The organism is Enterobacter sp. RIT637 (assembly GCF_019718755.1).
In the GTDB taxonomy this organism is placed as follows: Bacteria; Pseudomonadota; Gammaproteobacteria; order Enterobacterales; family Enterobacteriaceae; genus Enterobacter.
In genome coordinates this window covers 1-16,931 of sequence record NZ_JAIHAZ010000013.1, presented here as the reverse complement: position 1 = coordinate 16,931, position 16,931 = coordinate 1, and the positions used below count along the sequence as shown (strand labels likewise).

The following is a 16,931-nucleotide window of genomic DNA, read 5'->3' as shown; positions in this document are numbered from 1 at the left end:
AAACGGCAACTTGAGTTGCCGTTTTGCTTTTACCTCCGCCTCCACCACAGCAACCCCATCAGCACTACCCCCGGCAGCCACACCCACAGCAGTTCTGAAACGATCACCTGATGCCCGTACGGCGTGGTGTAGCGCGACAGCGCAAACGGCGCGACCTTGATCACCTGCCACGGCGCAAAGAAGCGTTCATCCGACCACGGCCACAGCCAGCCGACGCCTTTCCCACCGGTGGTGATCGAATCCAGCAGGCTGTGCGACAACAATGACACCGTTAAAAACAGCCAGCACCGCGTCAGGCTGGCCCGGAACCAGCGTCGTCCAGTCAGCACGCACAGTATCGGCACCACAAAGGCAAACAGCAGCGAATGGGTAAAGCCGCGATGGCCAAAAATATTCCCGTAGGCGACGCCGAATTTAAACGCCAGCACGTCGGCGTCGGGCAGCATGGCGAGCACAATTCCGGCAAACAGCAGGCGGGGAGGGATGACTTTAGTGCCCAGACCTAAGCCCAGGCAAAGCGGAACAGCGGCGTGCGTAATAACGGTAGGCATTGCGATTATCCATGGCAAATCATGGAAATATAGCAGCGAATTCGCTTTTACAAACCTGTGCTAAATTCTGATTTTACGCCGACTCGCGCGCGATAAGCTGCCCGGAAAGCGTAATGCGCTGGGTTTGCAGCGTCGGCTCCTTCAGCGTGCGGATAATCAGCCCCGCCGCCTGACGCCCGGTTTCGTCACTGGCCGAGGAGACGTAGGTGAATGACGGTGATGTGAGGTTAACGTGAAGCATATCTTCAAAACCGATCAGCGCCACCTGCTGAGTTAAGAACACATCTTTCCCCACGGTGCGACCCACCTGATGAATGCCGGAAATTGAACCGATCATGGCATCCGGCGAATGGCAGAGCAGGGCGGTAATGGCGTTATTTTTTTCCAGCAGCTGGCGAGTCGCCATCGCGGCGGCCTGCGTGTCGTCGCTGCAGGCCGGTGAATAGTCATCGCGCCAGACCAGTCCGCTTTGCGTCATCGCGCTGCGAAAACCGAGCAGGCGCTGCTCGCGGATAAGGCAGCCCTCGCGTCCGCCAATATAGGCGATGGTGCGGTGTCCTCGTTCGATAAGATAGCGCGCGGCCAGGTTTGCCGCCTGGCGGTTGTCGCGCATCACCAGATTGCATTTTTCATCGAGCAGGGACTGCGAGACCACCACCAGCGGCAGTGGGCACTGGCGGATCTGCTCCGGCAGGGCAGAGGTACGGGTGTCGGACGCGAGATAAATGACGCCTGCGACACCCTGCTGCTTAAATGACAGCAGGGTACGTTCCAGATGTTCCCGGTCGTTCAGTGGCTGGCCGAGAAAAACCATGTACCCCTGCTTCTCCAGCTCCTGAACGATGCTTGCCATCACCTTGATGGAAAAGCTGTCGCTGAAGTCACGCAGGATCAGGCCGATAAGATTGGAGGTGTTGGCGCGAAGGTTGGCAGCGGCGACGTTATGAACATAGCCCAGCGTATTGATGGCAGCGTTGACCTTCCCGATCGTTGCCTCTGAGATTTTCCCTTTCTGGCGTAGCACCAGCGAGACGGTAGAGACCGATACGCCCGCGTGCTTTGCGACATCAATAATGCTGACTTTCTTCAAAACCGCTCCCTGAAATTAACCGATAATCAGCCAGATAAAACACGTCTCCCAGCGTACAGGAGACGTGTCGTTCAGGCATCTTATTATTTGCCGATCATGGTGGACATGGTCTGGGCGATAAACTGTGCTCTGGCACCGAAAATCACCTGAATACCGTTATCGCCGACGAAGACTACGCCGCGCGCACCGAGTCCGTTAAGACCGTCTTTATCTACCGCGTCGCTTTTTGCTACTTCCAGACGCAGGCGGGTGATACAGGAGCCAACCGAATCGATATTCTGCGCGCCCCCCAGCAGGCTGATGATTTCGGTGGCAAGTTCGGAATCGGACTTGTCATTCGCACTGGCGGTCACTTCGGTACGGCCCGGCGTTTTCACGTCGAAACGGCGGATCACAAAGCGGAATGTGAAGTAATAAATCAGGCCCATTGGAATGCCGATGATAATGGCGCTCAGGAAGTTGGTCTGGTAGCCGTTAAAGGACGGCAGGATCCCGAATGAGAGATAGTCGATAAAGCCCGCCGAGAACGATTTGGCGATATGCGCGTGCAGCAGGTACATGGTCATGTAGGCCAGGCCCGCCATGATGGCGTTGAAGACGTACAGGATCGGCGCCACGAAGATAAAGGTGAACTCAACCGGTTCGGTGATCCCCGTCAGGAAGCAGGTCAGCGCCGCAGAGAACAAAATACCGGCCGCGATTTTCTTATTTTTGGTGTGCGCTTCATGGTACATCGCCAGGCACGCCGCAGGCAGCGCGAACAGCATTAGCGGGAACTCGCCCTGCATGAACTTACCGGCGTTCTGGTAGGTGTCGCTGCTGAAGGATTTCACACCCTCTTCGAGCATCTTGAACCAGATGGTCTGGTCGCCGTGGATCACCTGGCCCGCCTGGGTGGTGTAATCCCCGAACGAATACCAGAAGGACGGATACCAGATGTGGTGCAGGCCGAGCGGGATAAGCGCGCGCTCCACCAGACCGAAGATAAAGGTTGATGCCGCCTGGTTGTCGCCGTTCACGATCACGGAGAGCGCGTCGATACCGGACTGAATATGCTGCCAGACGTACGGGAGCAGCAGGCCGAGCAGGAACGACAGCAACGCCGTCGCAATCGCCACAAAGCGCTTCCCGGAGAAGAAACCGAGAAACTCCGGTAGCTGCATGGTGTGGAAGCGGTTATAGCACCAGGCTGCGAGGATCCCGCAGATCAGGCCGCCGAAGACGCCCATTTGCAGCGTCGGGATGCCGACCACCATGGCGTATTTCCCGCCCTGAGAGGCCATCTCCGGCGTAATGCTTAACACGGTGCTGATGGTGATATTGGTGACAAAAACCGAAACCGCCGCAGAGAGCGCCGCGATGCCGGACTCTGACGCCAGACCCACGGCGGAGCCGATGGCAAACAGCATCGGCAGGTTATCAAAAATAACCCCGCCCGCGTTCATCATCAGCGGCAGGTGGAACTTATCGCCGAAGGCCAGCAGCAGGCCCGCAGCGGGAAGCAGTGAAATTGGCAGCATTAAGGCGCGACCAATCATCGATAACTTAGACAGCGATTTAACAAACCCTGATATCAGACTCATGCTGATTTCCCCCGAGTAGCGCTTTTTTGGCGCTGTTATTGTAAGTAGAACGTTTTAGTAGAACGTTCTACTTATCGTGGAGAAAGTCTGAAAAACGCGCAACATAATTTTCACGTTTCATCCAGAGGGAATCGTGATTATTTGAAGTGGATCGATAAATAACCGTGATGGGTGTGAGGGGATTTTGTGAGAGATTGCCGGGTGGCGGCTTCGCCTTACCCGGCCTACAAACGGAGACAGTACGTAGGCCCGGTAAGCGCAGCGCCACCGGGCATCAAACGACTCAGGCCGTAACGGTTACGCTCTGACCTTCAAAGCTCACGGTCTGGCCCGCGACAATCTTGCAGCGCTTGCGGGTTTCCACCGCGCCGTCGACTTTCACTCGCCCGTCGGCGATAACGATTTTGGCCTGCGCACCGCTCTCGCTCCAGCCTTCCAGCTTGAGCAGATCGCACAGCTCAACGTGCGGGTGTTTGCCTAATGAAAATGTGGCCATCTTATGCTTCCTCTACGTCGTGGTACTCTTCGCATGCCTGCAAAGTATTCTGAATCAGTGTTGCAACGGTCATCGGGCCCACGCCGCCTGGGACCGGCGTGATGTAAGAGGCACGCGCTGCGGCATCTTCATACACCACGTCGCCGACCACTTTGCCGCTTTCCAGACGGTTGATGCCCACGTCCACAACAATCGCACCCTCTTTAATCCACTCGCCCGGAATAAAGCCCGGCTTGCCGACCGCGACGATCAGCAGATCGGCGTTTTCGACATGGTGACGCAGGTTTTTGGTGAAGCGGTGGGTCACGGTGGTGGTGCAGCCGGCCAGCAGCAGTTCCATGCTCATCGGACGGCCCACGATGTTAGAGGCGCCAATCACCACGGCGTTCAGGCCGTAGGTGTCAATGTTATAGCGCTCCAGCAGCGTCACAATGCCGCGTGGCGTACACGGGCGCAGACGCGGCGCGCGCTGGCACAGGCGACCGACGTTATACGGATGGAAACCGTCCACGTCTTTATCCGGTGCGATACGCTCCAGCACCTTCACGTTGTCGATGCCCGCAGGCAGCGGCAGCTGGACCAGAATGCCGTCGATCTCTTTATCGGCATTCAGGGTGTCAATAAGTTCCAGCAGTTCCGCTTCGCTGGTGGTTTCAGGCAAATCGTAAGAGCGGGAGACGAACCCCACCTCTTCACACGCTTTGCGTTTGCTGCCGACATAAATCTGCGATGCCGGGTTGCTGCCAACCAGCACAACGGCCAGCCCGGGGGCGCGTTTTCCGGCGGCTTTACGCGCCTTCACTTTTTCAGCGACCTCAGAGCGCACCTGCTGCGCAATCGTTTTACCGTCAATAATCTTTGCTGCCATCAGAGAGAAGATTCCGTCTGTAACGTTTGAAAGGGGGGATTGCCTATATTTTGTCAGAAGCGAGCGCCGCTGTCAGTCACCCTTTGCGAGATTTCATCAGGCGGCCCTAAAATCCCTGTTTTAGGCATGGTCAATTTCCTAGGTGGGAATAGGATGTGACCTGGTAAAATGGCAGTGTTTTGACATATTTTAAAATAGTTTCCTGAGCTACTTTGTCTCCTCCGAAATAAGCTTTCAATTAACCAATTGAACGTATTTCTTATTCCCGATTATCCGCGGGAAGGGTTATTTACATTTTAAAGGAATAGACATGAAACTCAGCAACATTGCTTCTACTGTTATTGCAACTTTGGCCCTGGTCGCGGGTGCCGCTCATGCAGAAGATACCACAACGCCTGTTTCCGTGAATGGCGGTACCGTGCATTTCAAAGGTGAATTAGTGAATGCTGCGTGTTCAGTAAATACTGATTCTTCCGAGCAGACGGTTAATCTCGGCCAGTACCGTACCGCGAAATTCACCAAAGTGGGTGACACCACCTCTAATATTCCGTTCACCATCGAACTGAACGATTGCGATCCGCTGGTTGCGAAAACCGCTGCGGTGGCCTTCACCGGTCAGATCGACGCGACGGATAAAACCCTGCTGGCGGTCACCTCTGGCAACAACGACAACACCGCGAAAGGCGTGGGTATCGAGATCCTCGACAGCAAATCCAGCGTCCTGACGCCAGACGGTGCCACCTTCTCTGCCGCGCAGAGCCTGATTGAAGGCACAAACACCCTGAACTTCACCGCGCGCTATAAAGCCACCGCTGCGACCACCGAGCCAGGCCAGGCGAACGCTGACGCAACTTTCGTTATGAAATACGAGTAATACCTGAGTACAGGGATGTGGTCGACCTCAGGGAGGAGGTCTTTTAATCGCTAATGCCGGGAACGAAGGATGACAAGGACTGGGATACTGTTTTTTGCCCTTGCGATTGCCTCAGCGGTAAACGCACATACCGTGGTAATCGACGGCGGTAAAGTTCACCTGAGAGGAGAACTGGTCAACGGCGGCTGCGCCGTGGCGCCTGATAGCCAGAATATGCGCGTGGATATGGGGCAGTACCGCACCAACTCATTTTCCGGCGTCGGCAGTTTTTCCACGGTAAACGTGCCTTTCACCGTACGGCTGCTCGACTGCAGCGTGGACGTTTCTCGTACCGTGGGGATCCAGTTTCAGGGCGCTACCCCTGCTGAAGATCCGCAGGTTTTCCTGGCGACATCGCGACCAGGTGAAAGCCCTGTCAGCAGCGGCGTTGGGCTGGCGCTTTTCGACGAACAACAACGTCAAATTATCCCGAATGCCGCGGCGGTCAGCTGGCTGCCCATTGATACCCGCGAGCTGGCGTTTCATTTCAGCGCTCGCTACCGGGCGATTTCCGAACACCTCGTGCCAGGCAATATTCAGTCGGATGTCTGGTTTACGTTGATTTATCCCTGACGCCTGCGAACACATTATTAAAGGTACGGTTGTGATGAACACCCTGATTAAACCCGGACTGTTTTTATCTTTTATTTTGATGATGGTTTCTGCCTGTGCGAATGCATCCGGCGGAATTGCGCTGGGCGCGACGCGCGTGATTTATCCGGCAGATGCAAAACAGACATCGCTGGCGATCACCAACAGCAACAAACAGGAACGTTATTTAATTAACGCGTGGATCGAAAACGCCAGCGGGCAAAAAGAAAAAACCTTTGCCGTCACGCCGCCGCTGTTTGTGAGCGAGCCGGACAGCGAAAATACGCTGCGCATTATTTATGCCGGGCCGACCCTGCCCGCCGATCGCGAATCCCTTTTTTACATGAACGTGAAGGCCATTCCGTCAGTGAGTAAGGCGAAAACAGAGAACAATAACGTGCTGCAGCTGGCCATTCTGTCACGCATCAAGCTGTTTGTGCGCCCGGCTAACCTGTCGATGCCGCCGGAAGAGGCACTCTCCCAGCTGCGCTTTGAGCGCGTCGGGAACCACCTGAAGGTGAGCAATGCTTCGCCTTACTACGTCACGCTGGTCAACCTGAAGCTTGGCGGTCAGACGCTGGAAAACCTGATGGTCGCGCCGAAAAACTCGGCCCAGCAGGTGCTGCCAGCCGCAGTCAGCGGCACGCTTTCCTGGCAGAGCGTTAATGATTACGGCGCTATTACTCCGGCGCGTAGCGTCAATCTGTGAGCAGAGTCAGGGCGATGAACACTCAATGGCGTTACTGCCCGGTTGCACTGGCATTGATGACAACGCTCTGGCCGCACGCCGGCTGGAGCGAAAGCTACTTCAACCCGGCCTTTTTGTCCGACGACACCGCCAGCGTGGCGGATTTGTCGCGTTTTGAACAAGGACACCAGCAGGCGCCGGGCGTCTATCGCGTGGACATCTGGCGCAACGATGAATTTATTGGCACGCAGGACGTGCGTTTTGAACACGCCGAAAACACGCCACCCGTCGCGGGCGGGCTGGCTCCGTGCATTACGCGCGCCATGCTCGACCGTTTCGGCGTCAACATCGCGGCGTTCCCGGAACTGGCAAACGTGCAGGGGGAGACCTGCGTTCCGCTGGCAACCGCTATTCCCGGCAGCGAAACGGCCTTCAACTTTGCGTCACTGCGCCTGAACGTGAGCCTGCCGCAGGTAGCTATGCAAAACAGCGCCCGGGGCTACATTCCGCCTGAACAGTGGGATGAAGGCATTCCCGCCGCTCTGTTAAATTACAGCTTCACCGGCAACCGCGGCAGCGATGACGACAGCTATTATCTGAACCTGCAGAGCGGGCTGAACTACGGTGCCTGGCGATTACGCAATAACGGCGCGTGGCGCTATACCCAAAGCAACGGTCAGCGCCACAGCAACTGGCAGAATATTGGCACCTGGGCGCAGCGCACCGTTATTCCGCTGAAAAGCGAGCTGGTGCTGGGCGACAGCAATACCGGTAACGATGTGTTCGACAGCGTCGGTTTTCGCGGCGGGCGGCTCTTTTCCTCCGACAGTATGTACCCGGACAGCATGCAGGGCTACGCGCCAACCGTGCGCGGTATTGCCCGCACGCCAGCCAGGGTAGTGATCCGCCAGAACGGCTATGTCATTTACCAGAGCTATGTGCAGCCAGGGGCGTTTGCCATTACCGACCTCAACCCGACCTCATCAAGCGGCGATCTGGAGGTAACGGTAGAGGAGAAGGACGGCAGCCAGCAGCGTTACACCGTGCCTTACTCCACCGTGCCGCTGCTGCAGCGTGAAGGTCGCTGGAAATATGACCTGGTGGCGGGGGATTACCGCAGCGGCAACAGCGAGCAGGACACGCCGTTCTTCGCTCAGGGAACGCTCATTACCGGCCTGGCCGACGGCTATACGCTGTACGGCGGCACGCAGCTGGCGTCGCGCTATACCGCGATTGCCCTCGGGGCCGGGAAAAACTTCGGGGACTGGGGGGCGGTTTCGCTCGATCTCACCCATGCCCGCAGCCAGCTCGCGGATGACAGCCGCCATGAAGGGCAGTCCCTGCGCTTCCTCTATGCGAAATCCCTTAACGGCTTCGGCACCAACTTCCAGCTGCTGGGCTATCGCTACTCTACCAAAGGGTTCTACACCCTGGACGATGTGGCGTGGCGCTCAATGGAAGGCTACCAGTATGGCGAAGGTCAGAACGATGACGGCGTGCTGGACGTGCAGAGTTATCACAACCTGACGTGGAACAAAAAGGGGCGCTTCCAGCTCAACATTTCCCAGTCGCTGGGTGATTACGGCTCGGTTTACCTCTCCGGTAGCCAGCAGAGCTACTGGGGCACCAGCGAGTCGAACGTCTGGTATCAGCTGGGCTATGCGGGCGGCGTGCAGGGGATCAACTACTCCGTGTCCTGGTCGTGGAATAAGGCCGTTGGGATCGACGGTACGGACCGCATTGCGTCGTTTAACGTCTCCGTGCCGTTCAGCCTCTTTACCCGCCACGGCTACCGCCGCGATAGCGCCATCGACAGAGCCTACGCCACCGCCTCTGCCAGCCGTAACAGTGACGGCGATACCAGCTGGCAGACCGGCGTGAGCGGAACACTGCTCGAAGACCGCAACCTGAACTACAGCGTCACGCAGGGGCACGCCAGCAATAACGGCGCAAGCGGTAGCGCCAGCGCCAACTGGCAGGCGACCTACGGCACGCTGGGCGTGGGCTACAACTACGCCCGCGACCAGCACGATCTCAACTGGCAGCTCTCCGGCGGCGTGGTGGGGCATTCAGACGGGGTGACCTTCAGCCAGCCGCTGGGCGACACCAACGTGCTGATCAAAGCGCCGGGGGCGTCAGGGGTGAGCGTGGAGAACCAGACCGGAGTGAAAACCGACTGGCGAGGCTATGCGGTAATGCCATATGCCACCGTCTACCGCTACAACCGCGTGGCGCTGGATACCAATACCATGAGCAACAACACCGATATCGAAAACAACGTGAGCAGCGTGGTGCCGACCAAAGGGGCGCTGGTGCGCGCCAGCTTCGATACCCGTATTGGCGTGCGCGCCCTGCTGACCGTCAAGCGCGGCGACCAGCCCGTGCCGTTTGGCGCGGTAGTGCGTGAAACGCAAAGCGGCGTCACCAGCATGGTGGGGGATGACGGGCAGATTTACCTCAGCGGGCTGCCGCTGGAAGGTGAGCTGCTTATCCAGTGGGGCGACGGAAAACAGTCCCAGTGCCGTGCGAGCTATCACTTACCACCGGAAAGCCTGAACCAGGCCATTACGCTGGCGGGGGCACGCTGTGAACGCTAACAGGAACCCAATCATGAACATTATCCGTAGCGTATTTGGCGCGGCAGTGTTGTGCAGCGCACTGCCCGCATGGGCCACGGTGTGCCAGAACTCGACCGGCGTGGCGAAGGATATTTCCTACGATCTCTCCAATGTGTTTAACAGCTCTAACAACAAGCCGGGGCAGATTGTCACCCTGGCGCAAAAATCTGGGCTGGTGGGGGTGAATGCCATTTGTCCCCGCGGGACAACCGGTAAATCCACCATGCGCAGCTATGTCACCGACTTGCCCATTACCACGGTGATCGACAGCTATAAATACGTGAAGCTGAATGATTACCTTGACGGCGCCATGCAGATCCACGATGACTTTGCGGGCACGTTCTACCCTCCCGCGAATTATATCCAGATGGGGCAGCACCCCAACGTACCGAATAACAAGGCTTTTCCGGTGACCGATTCCAAGCTGGTTTTCCGTCTGAGGGTAACGCGGCGCTTTATCAATATGGTGGTGATCCCGCAGCAGACCATGTTCAGGGTCTATGTCACGACGACAACTGCCGATCCGCTTAATACGCCGGTCTATACCATCAGCTACAGCGGAACGATTCAGGTTCCGCAAAGCTGTGCGATCAACGCAGGGCAGGTCGTGGAGTTTGATTTTGGCGATATTGGTGCGTCGTTGTTTAGCCAGGCCGGTGCCGGGAATCGACCGCAGAAGGTGACGCCGCAAAGCAAAACCATTGCCATTAAATGCACAAACGTTGAAGCCAATGCGTATCTGACGATGCGTATCGAAGCCGAGAAAGTGTCAGGTAATGCGCTGGTTTCCAATAATCCCGATCTGGGGTTTGTGGTCGCTAATGAAAGCGGAACGCCGCTGACGCCTAACACGCTCACCAGCAAAATTCCGTTCCGCCTGGACGACAGCGCTCAGGCGCAGGTCGGCATTCGGGTCTGGCCTGTGAGCGTGACGGGCAACAAGCCTGCCGAGGGCCGTTTCACCTCGCGCGGCTATCTTCGCGTAGATTACGATTAAGGAGGAGCAATGGGACACTGGAGCAGGTACATTGCTGCGGGAGTACTGATGATGCTTCACGCTGGCGCTCAGGCCGCCACGGCGCTGGGGGAAATCAATATTGAGATGTCCGGCAACATCGTCGATTTTACCTGCGTGGCCGAAGGCAATGACAGCGATAAGGTCGTCACGCTGGGCACCTGGCCGACGAAACAGCTAAGAAATACGGGGAGCCGCACGCAGCCCATGCCGTTTACGCTGAAGCTGACCGGCTGTCCTCCCGGCGCTGCCTCCATTACCTTTTCGGGAAAAGCAGACGGCAGCGACAGCGGTTTGCTGGCGCTCAATGATGGCAGTACGGCGGCTCAGGTTGCCGTGGAGATCCGCGATGCGGATAAAACACGGCTGGATCTCCAGCAGGCCAGCCAGCCGGTGACGGTCGATGCGGAAGGTAATGCGGTACTGTCGTTTTATGCCAATTATATTGCCACAGCGGATAACCCTCAGCCGGGACGGGCCGATGCGGATGCCACGTTTATGATCAATTATAATTAGCGCTGACCGCACTCCCTGCAACTCACTTAAGTTGCGGGGAGTGAATTCAGTTTATAGCAGTTCGTGTGCTTTCGCGTAATCTATTAATTCCACAATACTCTGTACGCCGAGCTTGGAATAAATATTGGATTTGTGCGCGCTAATGGTTTTGTTGCTTAATAGCAACTGCTCCGCAATCTCCTTATTGGATAATCCATTCGCCAGATAGCGTAACACCGTGACTTCGCGATTCGATAATGGCATATCCGGTGTGATACCTTTCCCGGAGCCCAGATGATTTATAAAGTTCAATGTTTCTGAAGGGAAAAAAGAATAGCCCATCAGTATCATTTCCACCGCGTTGTAGATCTCACCTAAATCTTTTCGCTTGCTGACAAAGCCATTGGCCCCTGCGCGAATGGCGCGTCCCGCGTAAAACGACTCTGATTTCGACGAGAGGAACAGAACCTTGATGTCTTTGTTGATGTTTCTGATTCTCTTAAGTAAAGAAAACCCATCGGTTCCCGTCAGTTCGATGTCCAGGATAACCAGATCGATGGGGTGGTTGCGAATACAATCAAGCACTTCATGGCTGTCGCCAGACTTGAGTTTGACTATGATATTTTTATTTTTCTGTAGCAGGACTTCTATCGACATTCTGACAATAGGGTGTTCGTCCATAATGATAACGGATGCCGGTTTCATTTTTAATGCCTCAGATTGTTAAAAGCGTTATGCGGAGTTTTGTTCAAACTCTCGAAATGCCGGAAGGATATAGATGGTGATCCTTATACGGTAGTATTTCCCTGGAAAGAGCGAAAGCATCCTTGTTAACGTAGCGAGTAAATTAATGCCTCAGCGCGGTTATCTCATTTGGCTGGTGTGGCAAAAAGGTTTTTCTTATTCATATTTGCAACGCGTCTTATTATACCGTGTAAGTTTTCTCCGAAAACCCTGTAAATTAATTCTGCTCCATTGCTTTGTATTATCTTCTGGATCTTAATCGCTATTATTTTAAATTTAGCGCAAATGTCCTGCTATTCCATTTACCACATTTTTTCATCTTTATGTAATAACAAAAAATGACATATATCACTTTGTGTTAATTAATTGTTAACAAAACGAGGTGAGGAAAGTGGTGCGATGCGTGCACAACTAGCGCAAAAAATCGGCGGGATCGGGCGTGGAATCTTCATCTGAAAGTCAGGGAGGACCCGCAAGGTAAACCTGAAATTGAACAGCAGGATATCCTGTTCCCTGTGCATACTGCTCCTGGCCTGTACAGATCAGTCGCTTGTTTTTACATCATTATCATCTTTTTAACGGACTACCTCATCGATTAACGGATGGTGGAAAGTGCTGAGATTGGCATTTTCAGTGATATTTCACGTGGTTCAAGGGGATAAATTAGGAATAGTTGTAAAATCGATTGAAATGTTAAATTAAAACAAAATATTAACATCACTGGTAAGTTATTTCTTAAAGATCTTTAGGAATGAAAGGGTTAATGCTTAAGTTAAAACGTGCAGTCTGAGAGGTTATTGAGAAGATGAAGTAATTCCTGGCGATGGTTCAATCCCAGCTTGGCCAGAATACAGCCGAGACGATAAATAATGCGGCTGTAAGGCCGGTTTTGTATCAGGGCGATCTGACGTAACGTTTTGCCACGAGACAGCTCCTGCAAAATGGGCCATTCGCTGCGCGTGAACCACTCTTTCACCGAACCTTGCGGCGGCTTTGTCTCCAGCAGGTACTGCTGCAGTGCCGCAGCCGGCAACTGACGCTCAAGCACATGAAAGGGTCCCGCCGCTTTGCAGAACAGGCGGGTATCGTAGTCATCTGCCCTGACAAGCAGGTGGGGGTTTAGAAAAGGCGGGTAGAGGCTATATCGCCTTAGCTGATCCAGTTTGTCGATCAGTGCCGTGGCGCGGCTGTCGATATCGACCACCAGACGGGCGGATGGCCACTGATTCAACGCGCTTAAGGCATCTTCCAGCACCGGATAGTCAGAGCAACAGCTTAGCGGGAAATTTCCGTTCAGCATTCCGGTGCGCAGGTAATGATCTTCCGTGACCAGAATAATAAATGGGGCGTCAGTTTTATGGGTCAGGTTGGTGGACTGGCTCAAAAATTCGAGTCGGTCGAAGAAGGGGGGAGCGAAAGGTGAGCGTGTAAATCCCAGTGCGTCACTTCCTGTACGACGCCGACGGTAACGGCGCACTGTCATTCCCATGGCCTCCCTCCTGGAGATGGCTGTTTAATCCTCCGGCCATGTCCAGGATGGCCAGTAATACCCCTGGCCGAGCTGTGCCCCTGCCTGGCGTGCGCAGGAACGATCCCGTTCAGTCTCAATACCTTCGATAAGCACATTTCCGGCAAGCCGAAAACAGCGGGAAACCAGTTCCCCCAGCGCAGGGGTGGCGCGCATACGCCAGAAGGTTTCTTTATCGATCTTTATGCCGCTGAGTGGCAGCGGCCAGGATAAGAAGGGCTGGACAATGATGTCGTCAACGTCATCCAGCCAGATGCGGTGACCCTTCATGGTCAGCTGCTTCAGGCGCTGGGCCACGCCTTGCCGCTGTGTATCGGAGAGTGTGAAAAAATCGACAGGGTCGACAATCTCAATATTCAGCGGCGGGCTTCGCAGTTGCAGCAGACGCTGAAAAAGATCTGGCACCATGAGTACGGTTATCGGCAGATTGATGAAAATATTGTGACAGGCGAGCGCGTTTTTTAGCACACTGAGCTGTACTTCCAGCAGCATAAGCGACTGTTCTGCCGACTGTTCGCGGAAAAAATCTTCACTTTGCAGCGTGGGTGACAGAACGCTGAGCACTTCTACGCCGATCCTGTGCGAAGAGGCGAGGGCAACGATGGGCTCAAGCTTGATGCCCGTGATGTCATGAGAAATGTGCTTTAGCCGGGGAGGCATATACGTCAGGTTTTGCGCTGTCACTCCATTATCCTGTTGTCTGTCAGCCTCCAGCGGCCGGGATACCTTGCACCAGTGTGACGAGGTGGCCTACAGGAAAACAGCAGGCGTTACTTAAAAGCAGCTAAGCCTTTTCGCAGCGGTAAATTCTACGTGGGATGCAGTGAAAATGTTGAAAAAACAGCCGTATTTACAATCAGCTAGCCGTTATCGATGCAGATAAGGGAAAAGGCATTGACTCACCTGCCATTGACCGTATAATTCCTCGCGTTTCACCACCGCGAAGTTCACGCTTCTCCGTGCGCCCTTAGCTCAGTTGGATAGAGCAACGGCCTTCTAAGCCGTAGGTCGTAGGTTCGAATCCTACAGGGCGTACCATTTAATCCCTGCATCTCCTCTGATTCGAACCCCACGACCAACAGCACCGTTTGTCTGCCCGCGACTGCAATACTTGAACTGAAACATATTCCTGCTTAACTCAAAGGGGATTAATCCTGTGATGAGGATCACCCTATGGCATATGTTGATAAAGCGCTTCGGTTTAATCCTGCCTCTCCAGTCTTTCAGGACAATCTTCATAACGTTTATCACCACATGCGAAACCACCAGCCTGTGGCGCGGATCGGTAAAACATGGGTCCTGACCCGCTACCAGGATGTCTTTCAGGCCCTGAAAGAACGCGCGTTCATTTCTTCAGGTATTCCTGAAGACCTGCATGCCGAACTGAAAAAAGCGAGTCTTAGCCTCTCTCCCTCTCTGCGGTCTCTGCTTTATGGCATCGTTTTGTTTGAAGATGGCGGCGTTCACCGGGAGCATCGTCTGGCGTTACAGGCGCTGTTTTCAGGGGAAGCCTGGGACGCATTAACCGATCTCGTTTCTCGCGAGTCGCATTCCCTGATGGCCGAGTTAACGGTCACGCATGCATTTGACGGCATTAGCCAGATTGCCGCTCCGCTCTGGGGAAAGCTGTTTACTGCATGGCTCAACCTGCCCGAGGAGCTTCAGGAGGTGGTGGCGCAAGAGAAAAGCGCCATCAGGCTACTCCTCGATCCCAGCGCAATCGACAAGCAAGGGCTTGAACGTCTGCTAAAGGCGCTCACGCATCTGGATGAGGCGTTTAGCCAACTGGCTCAGGCGCATACTAAGGGTTACGACTCGCTGTTTTATCGCAGCCTGCTCAAAGGGTATCGCGGCGATCGCGATGCGCTCTCTGAACGATTTAGCACCGACTGCGTCACCATGCTCATCGGTGGCAGCGAAACCAGCGAAGCGCTGACCGGAAATCTGTTGTATATGCTTGCGCAGCATCCGGATTTACAGGAGCGCGTCCGTAACCACAGCCTCCGGATGAAAGATATCGTCAGCGAAACCATGCGCTTTGAATCGCCATTGCAGATGGGCAGACGAAGGGTTGCGGCGCCCGTGGAATTTCTGGGGCGCGAACTCAACGTCGGGGATAACATTTTGCTCTGCCTCGGGTCGGCTAACCGGGATGAGACCGTCTTTGAAGACGCTGCGCGCTTTATACCCGGCAGAAAAAATGCGCAGCGGCAGCTGGGATTCGGCGCGGGGGCGCACCAATGTATCGGTCAACTCCTGGCGCAGTTTCAGGCAGAGAATCTGGCAATGGCGCTGAATCATCATGGACATATTATCCTCGACGGTGAGGCGAAGTGGTCGAAACAAAGTTTGATTTTGCGATCGCTGGAAAGCCTGCCCGTGAAAATAATCTGAAGCGATAGCCCGGGAAATAAAATAAGGAGAAGGGGATTATTATTCCGCCCCTGCCAGTTAAATAACAGGTTAATAAATTGAAGGCTAATTAAAACCTGTTATGTCCCGTCTTAAGGTTTTCTTAATCTTATAGCCAGCTCGCTTTTTAAATTAGATTTTTATCACCTTAAACTCCTGCGCGAAGATATTTTCCACTTTTACGACTAAACTGGATTGATACTAATTATCATTAGCGTTTTTGTATGCTTTAATCCTGTCGCACAACCCCCTTCAGGGGTGAATCTCGTTGGTCTATTAAGGATATGTTCATGAATTCTCGCCTGCTGTCATGCTTCTCGCTTGCCTTGTTGTCTTCATCGCTTTTCCTTTCTACTCAATCAGTTGCTGCTGATAATGATCAGGGGATCGTTGTGTATAACGCACAGCATGAAAACCTGGTGCAGTCGTGGGTTGATGGCTTTACGAAAGAAACGGGAATTAAAGTCACTCTGCGAAACGGCGGTGACAGCGAGCTGGGCAACCAGCTGGTGCAGGAGGGCAGCGCATCGCCTGCGGACGTATTTCTGACGGAAAACTCGCCGTCCATGGTATTGGTGGATAACGCGAAATTATTTGCCCCTTTAGATGCCGATACGTTAAAGCAGGTGCCAGCGGAATTTCGTCCGGCGCACGGTCGCTGGATCGGCATCGCCGCGCGTAGCACCGTGTTTGTCTATAACCCGCAAAAATTAAACGAGACGCAGCTGCCAGCATCGCTGATGGATCTGGCGAAACCAGAGTGGAAAGGGCGCTGGGCAGCCTCTCCGTCAGGCGCGGATTTCCAGGCGATCGTTAGCGCAATGCTGGCGCTGAAGGGCGAGCAGGCCACGCTGGACTGGCTCAAGGCGATGAAAACCAATTTCGTTGCTTACAAAGGTAACAGCACCGTGATGAAAGCGGTCAACGCAGGCCAGATTGATGGCGGCGTGATTTATCATTACTACCGTTTTGTCGATCAGTCCAAAACGGGTGAAAACAGCAAAAATACCCAGCTCTACTATTTCAAACATCAGGATCCGGGCGCATTTGTTAGCCTCTCTGGCGGTGGCGTGCTGGCATCCAGCAAGCATAAAGCGCAGGCGCAGGCCTTCATCAAATACATCACTGGCAAAGAAGGTCAGGAAAGCCTGCGTACCAACAACGCCTTTGAATATGCCGTCGGCGTCAATGCCGCATCCAACCCGAAACTGGTTCCGCTGAAGGATCTGGATGCGCCAAAAGTGGAACCCTCCACGCTCAACAGTAAGAAAGTTATCGAGCTGATGACGCAAGCTGGCCTGCTGTGATCCTGAACGTAAAGTGAATGTCCTATGTCTGG

16 protein-coding genes and 1 tRNA gene are annotated in these 16,931 nt (G+C 54.5%); 9 read left to right on the top strand and 8 right to left on the bottom strand.

Going from position 1 to position 16,931, the window contains the following annotated elements:
* Nucleotides 1–29: 29 nt before the first annotated feature.
* The 5 genes from K5E19_RS17205 to folD form a co-directional block, all read right to left on the bottom strand.
* The gene (locus K5E19_RS17205; RefSeq protein ID WP_221552264.1) at nucleotides 30–551 is read right to left on the bottom strand and encodes a metal-dependent hydrolase; all 522 of its coding nucleotides are present in this window, start codon (nucleotides 549–551) and stop codon (nucleotides 30–32) included.
* A 73-nt stretch (nucleotides 552–624) separates the two neighbouring features.
* Nucleotides 625–1,641 carry a Mal regulon transcriptional regulator MalI gene (gene malI, locus K5E19_RS17200; protein ID WP_221552263.1) on the bottom strand — a complete coding sequence of 339 codons (1,017 nt, stop codon included), beginning with the start codon at nucleotides 1,639–1,641 and terminating at the stop codon, nucleotides 625–627.
* A gap of 83 nt (nucleotides 1,642–1,724) precedes the next feature.
* On the bottom strand, nucleotides 1,725–3,224 hold the full coding sequence (locus K5E19_RS17195) for a PTS transporter subunit EIIC (protein WP_221552262.1): 1,500 nt from the start codon (nucleotides 3,222–3,224) through the stop codon (nucleotides 1,725–1,727).
* A gap of 283 nt (nucleotides 3,225–3,507) precedes the next feature.
* Nucleotides 3,508–3,720 carry a ribosome-associated protein YbcJ gene (ybcJ, locus tag K5E19_RS17190; protein WP_010428256.1) on the bottom strand — a complete coding sequence of 71 codons (213 nt, stop codon included), beginning with the start codon at nucleotides 3,718–3,720 and terminating at the stop codon, nucleotides 3,508–3,510.
* Between the two features lies 1 nt (nucleotide 3,721).
* Nucleotides 3,722–4,588, bottom strand: coding sequence for a bifunctional methylenetetrahydrofolate dehydrogenase/methenyltetrahydrofolate cyclohydrolase FolD (gene folD / locus K5E19_RS17185; RefSeq protein WP_221552261.1), 867 nt, complete (start codon nucleotides 4,586–4,588; stop codon nucleotides 3,722–3,724).
* Between the two features lie 310 nt (nucleotides 4,589–4,898).
* Between folD and fimA the strand changes: the two genes are divergently transcribed.
* The 6 genes from fimA to sfmF all read left to right on the top strand — a co-directional run bounded on the left by fimA (nucleotide 4,899) and on the right by sfmF (nucleotide 10,929).
* Nucleotides 4,899–5,462, top strand: coding sequence for a type 1 fimbrial major subunit FimA (fimA, locus tag K5E19_RS17180; RefSeq protein ID WP_174340430.1), 564 nt, complete (start codon nucleotides 4,899–4,901; stop codon nucleotides 5,460–5,462).
* A gap of 69 nt (nucleotides 5,463–5,531) precedes the next feature.
* The gene (gene fimI / locus K5E19_RS17175; protein ID WP_221552260.1) at nucleotides 5,532–6,074 is read left to right on the top strand and encodes a type 1 fimbrial protein subunit FimI; all 543 of its coding nucleotides are present in this window, start codon (nucleotides 5,532–5,534) and stop codon (nucleotides 6,072–6,074) included.
* A 34-nt stretch (nucleotides 6,075–6,108) separates the two neighbouring features.
* Nucleotides 6,109–6,801, top strand: coding sequence for a type 1 fimbria chaperone FimC (gene fimC / locus K5E19_RS17170; protein ID WP_221552259.1), 693 nt, complete (start codon nucleotides 6,109–6,111; stop codon nucleotides 6,799–6,801).
* 14 nt (nucleotides 6,802–6,815) lie between these two features.
* Complete coding sequence (locus K5E19_RS17165) at nucleotides 6,816–9,377, top strand: fimbrial biogenesis usher protein (RefSeq protein ID WP_221552258.1); 2,562 nt, start codon at nucleotides 6,816–6,818, stop codon at nucleotides 9,375–9,377.
* A gap of 13 nt (nucleotides 9,378–9,390) precedes the next feature.
* The gene (gene fimH, locus K5E19_RS17160; RefSeq protein ID WP_221552257.1) at nucleotides 9,391–10,395 is read left to right on the top strand and encodes a type 1 fimbria D-mannose specific adhesin FimH; all 1,005 of its coding nucleotides are present in this window, start codon (nucleotides 9,391–9,393) and stop codon (nucleotides 10,393–10,395) included.
* Nucleotides 10,396–10,404: 9 nt separating this feature from the next.
* Nucleotides 10,405–10,929, top strand: a complete 525-nt coding sequence (sfmF, locus tag K5E19_RS17155) for a fimbria assembly protein (protein WP_221552256.1) — start codon at nucleotides 10,405–10,407, stop codon at nucleotides 10,927–10,929.
* A gap of 51 nt (nucleotides 10,930–10,980) precedes the next feature.
* Here sfmF and fimZ read toward each other — a convergent pair whose 3' ends face one another.
* The 3 genes from fimZ to K5E19_RS17140 form a co-directional block, all read right to left on the bottom strand.
* The gene (gene fimZ / locus K5E19_RS17150; protein WP_221552255.1) at nucleotides 10,981–11,613 is read right to left on the bottom strand and encodes a fimbria biosynthesis transcriptional regulator FimZ; all 633 of its coding nucleotides are present in this window, start codon (nucleotides 11,611–11,613) and stop codon (nucleotides 10,981–10,983) included.
* Nucleotides 11,614–12,424: 811 nt separating this feature from the next.
* Complete coding sequence (locus K5E19_RS17145) at nucleotides 12,425–13,141, bottom strand: DNA-binding response regulator (RefSeq protein WP_221552253.1); 717 nt, start codon at nucleotides 13,139–13,141, stop codon at nucleotides 12,425–12,427.
* Nucleotides 13,142–13,165: 24 nt separating this feature from the next.
* On the bottom strand, nucleotides 13,166–13,864 hold the full coding sequence (locus K5E19_RS17140; RefSeq protein WP_221552251.1) for an EAL domain-containing protein: 699 nt from the start codon (nucleotides 13,862–13,864) through the stop codon (nucleotides 13,166–13,168).
* A 277-nt stretch (nucleotides 13,865–14,141) separates the two neighbouring features.
* Here K5E19_RS17140 and K5E19_RS17135 point away from each other — a divergent pair.
* The 3 genes from K5E19_RS17135 to K5E19_RS17125 all read left to right on the top strand — a co-directional run bounded on the left by K5E19_RS17135 (nucleotide 14,142) and on the right by K5E19_RS17125 (nucleotide 16,899).
* Nucleotides 14,142–14,218 (top strand) — tRNA-Arg (locus tag K5E19_RS17135).
* Nucleotides 14,219–14,353: 135 nt separating this feature from the next.
* Complete coding sequence (locus K5E19_RS17130) at nucleotides 14,354–15,574, top strand: cytochrome P450 (protein WP_221552249.1); 1,221 nt, start codon at nucleotides 14,354–14,356, stop codon at nucleotides 15,572–15,574.
* 308 nt (nucleotides 15,575–15,882) lie between these two features.
* The gene (locus K5E19_RS17125) at nucleotides 15,883–16,899 is read left to right on the top strand and encodes an iron ABC transporter substrate-binding protein (RefSeq protein WP_221552248.1); all 1,017 of its coding nucleotides are present in this window, start codon (nucleotides 15,883–15,885) and stop codon (nucleotides 16,897–16,899) included.
* The last annotated feature ends 32 nt before the right edge of the window (nucleotides 16,900–16,931 follow it).

Bases quoted from the DNA above. Each gene is read 5' to 3' on its own strand.
- K5E19_RS17205 (WP_221552264.1), bottom strand. From the start codon at position 551: ATGCCTACCGTTATTACGCACGCCGCTGTTCCGCTTTGCCTGGGCTTA.
- K5E19_RS17195 (WP_221552262.1), bottom strand. From the start codon at position 3,224: ATGAGTCTGATATCAGGGTTTGTTAAATCGCTGTCTAAGTTATCGATG.
- ybcJ (WP_010428256.1), bottom strand. From the start codon at position 3,720: ATGGCCACATTTTCATTAGGCAAACACCCGCACGTTGAGCTGTGCGAT.
- folD (WP_221552261.1), bottom strand. From the start codon at position 4,588: ATGGCAGCAAAGATTATTGACGGTAAAACGATTGCGCAGCAGGTGCGC.
- fimA (WP_174340430.1), top strand. From the start codon at position 4,899: ATGAAACTCAGCAACATTGCTTCTACTGTTATTGCAACTTTGGCCCTG.
- fimI (WP_221552260.1), top strand. From the start codon at position 5,532: ATGACAAGGACTGGGATACTGTTTTTTGCCCTTGCGATTGCCTCAGCG.
- fimC (WP_221552259.1), top strand. From the start codon at position 6,109: ATGAACACCCTGATTAAACCCGGACTGTTTTTATCTTTTATTTTGATG.
- K5E19_RS17165 (WP_221552258.1), top strand. From the start codon at position 6,816: ATGAACACTCAATGGCGTTACTGCCCGGTTGCACTGGCATTGATGACA.
- fimH (WP_221552257.1), top strand. From the start codon at position 9,391: ATGAACATTATCCGTAGCGTATTTGGCGCGGCAGTGTTGTGCAGCGCA.
- sfmF (WP_221552256.1), top strand. From the start codon at position 10,405: ATGGGACACTGGAGCAGGTACATTGCTGCGGGAGTACTGATGATGCTT.
- fimZ (WP_221552255.1), bottom strand. From the start codon at position 11,613: ATGAAACCGGCATCCGTTATCATTATGGACGAACACCCTATTGTCAGA.
- K5E19_RS17145 (WP_221552253.1), bottom strand. From the start codon at position 13,141: ATGGGAATGACAGTGCGCCGTTACCGTCGGCGTCGTACAGGAAGTGAC.
- K5E19_RS17130 (WP_221552249.1), top strand. From the start codon at position 14,354: ATGGCATATGTTGATAAAGCGCTTCGGTTTAATCCTGCCTCTCCAGTC.
- K5E19_RS17125 (WP_221552248.1), top strand. From the start codon at position 15,883: ATGAATTCTCGCCTGCTGTCATGCTTCTCGCTTGCCTTGTTGTCTTCA.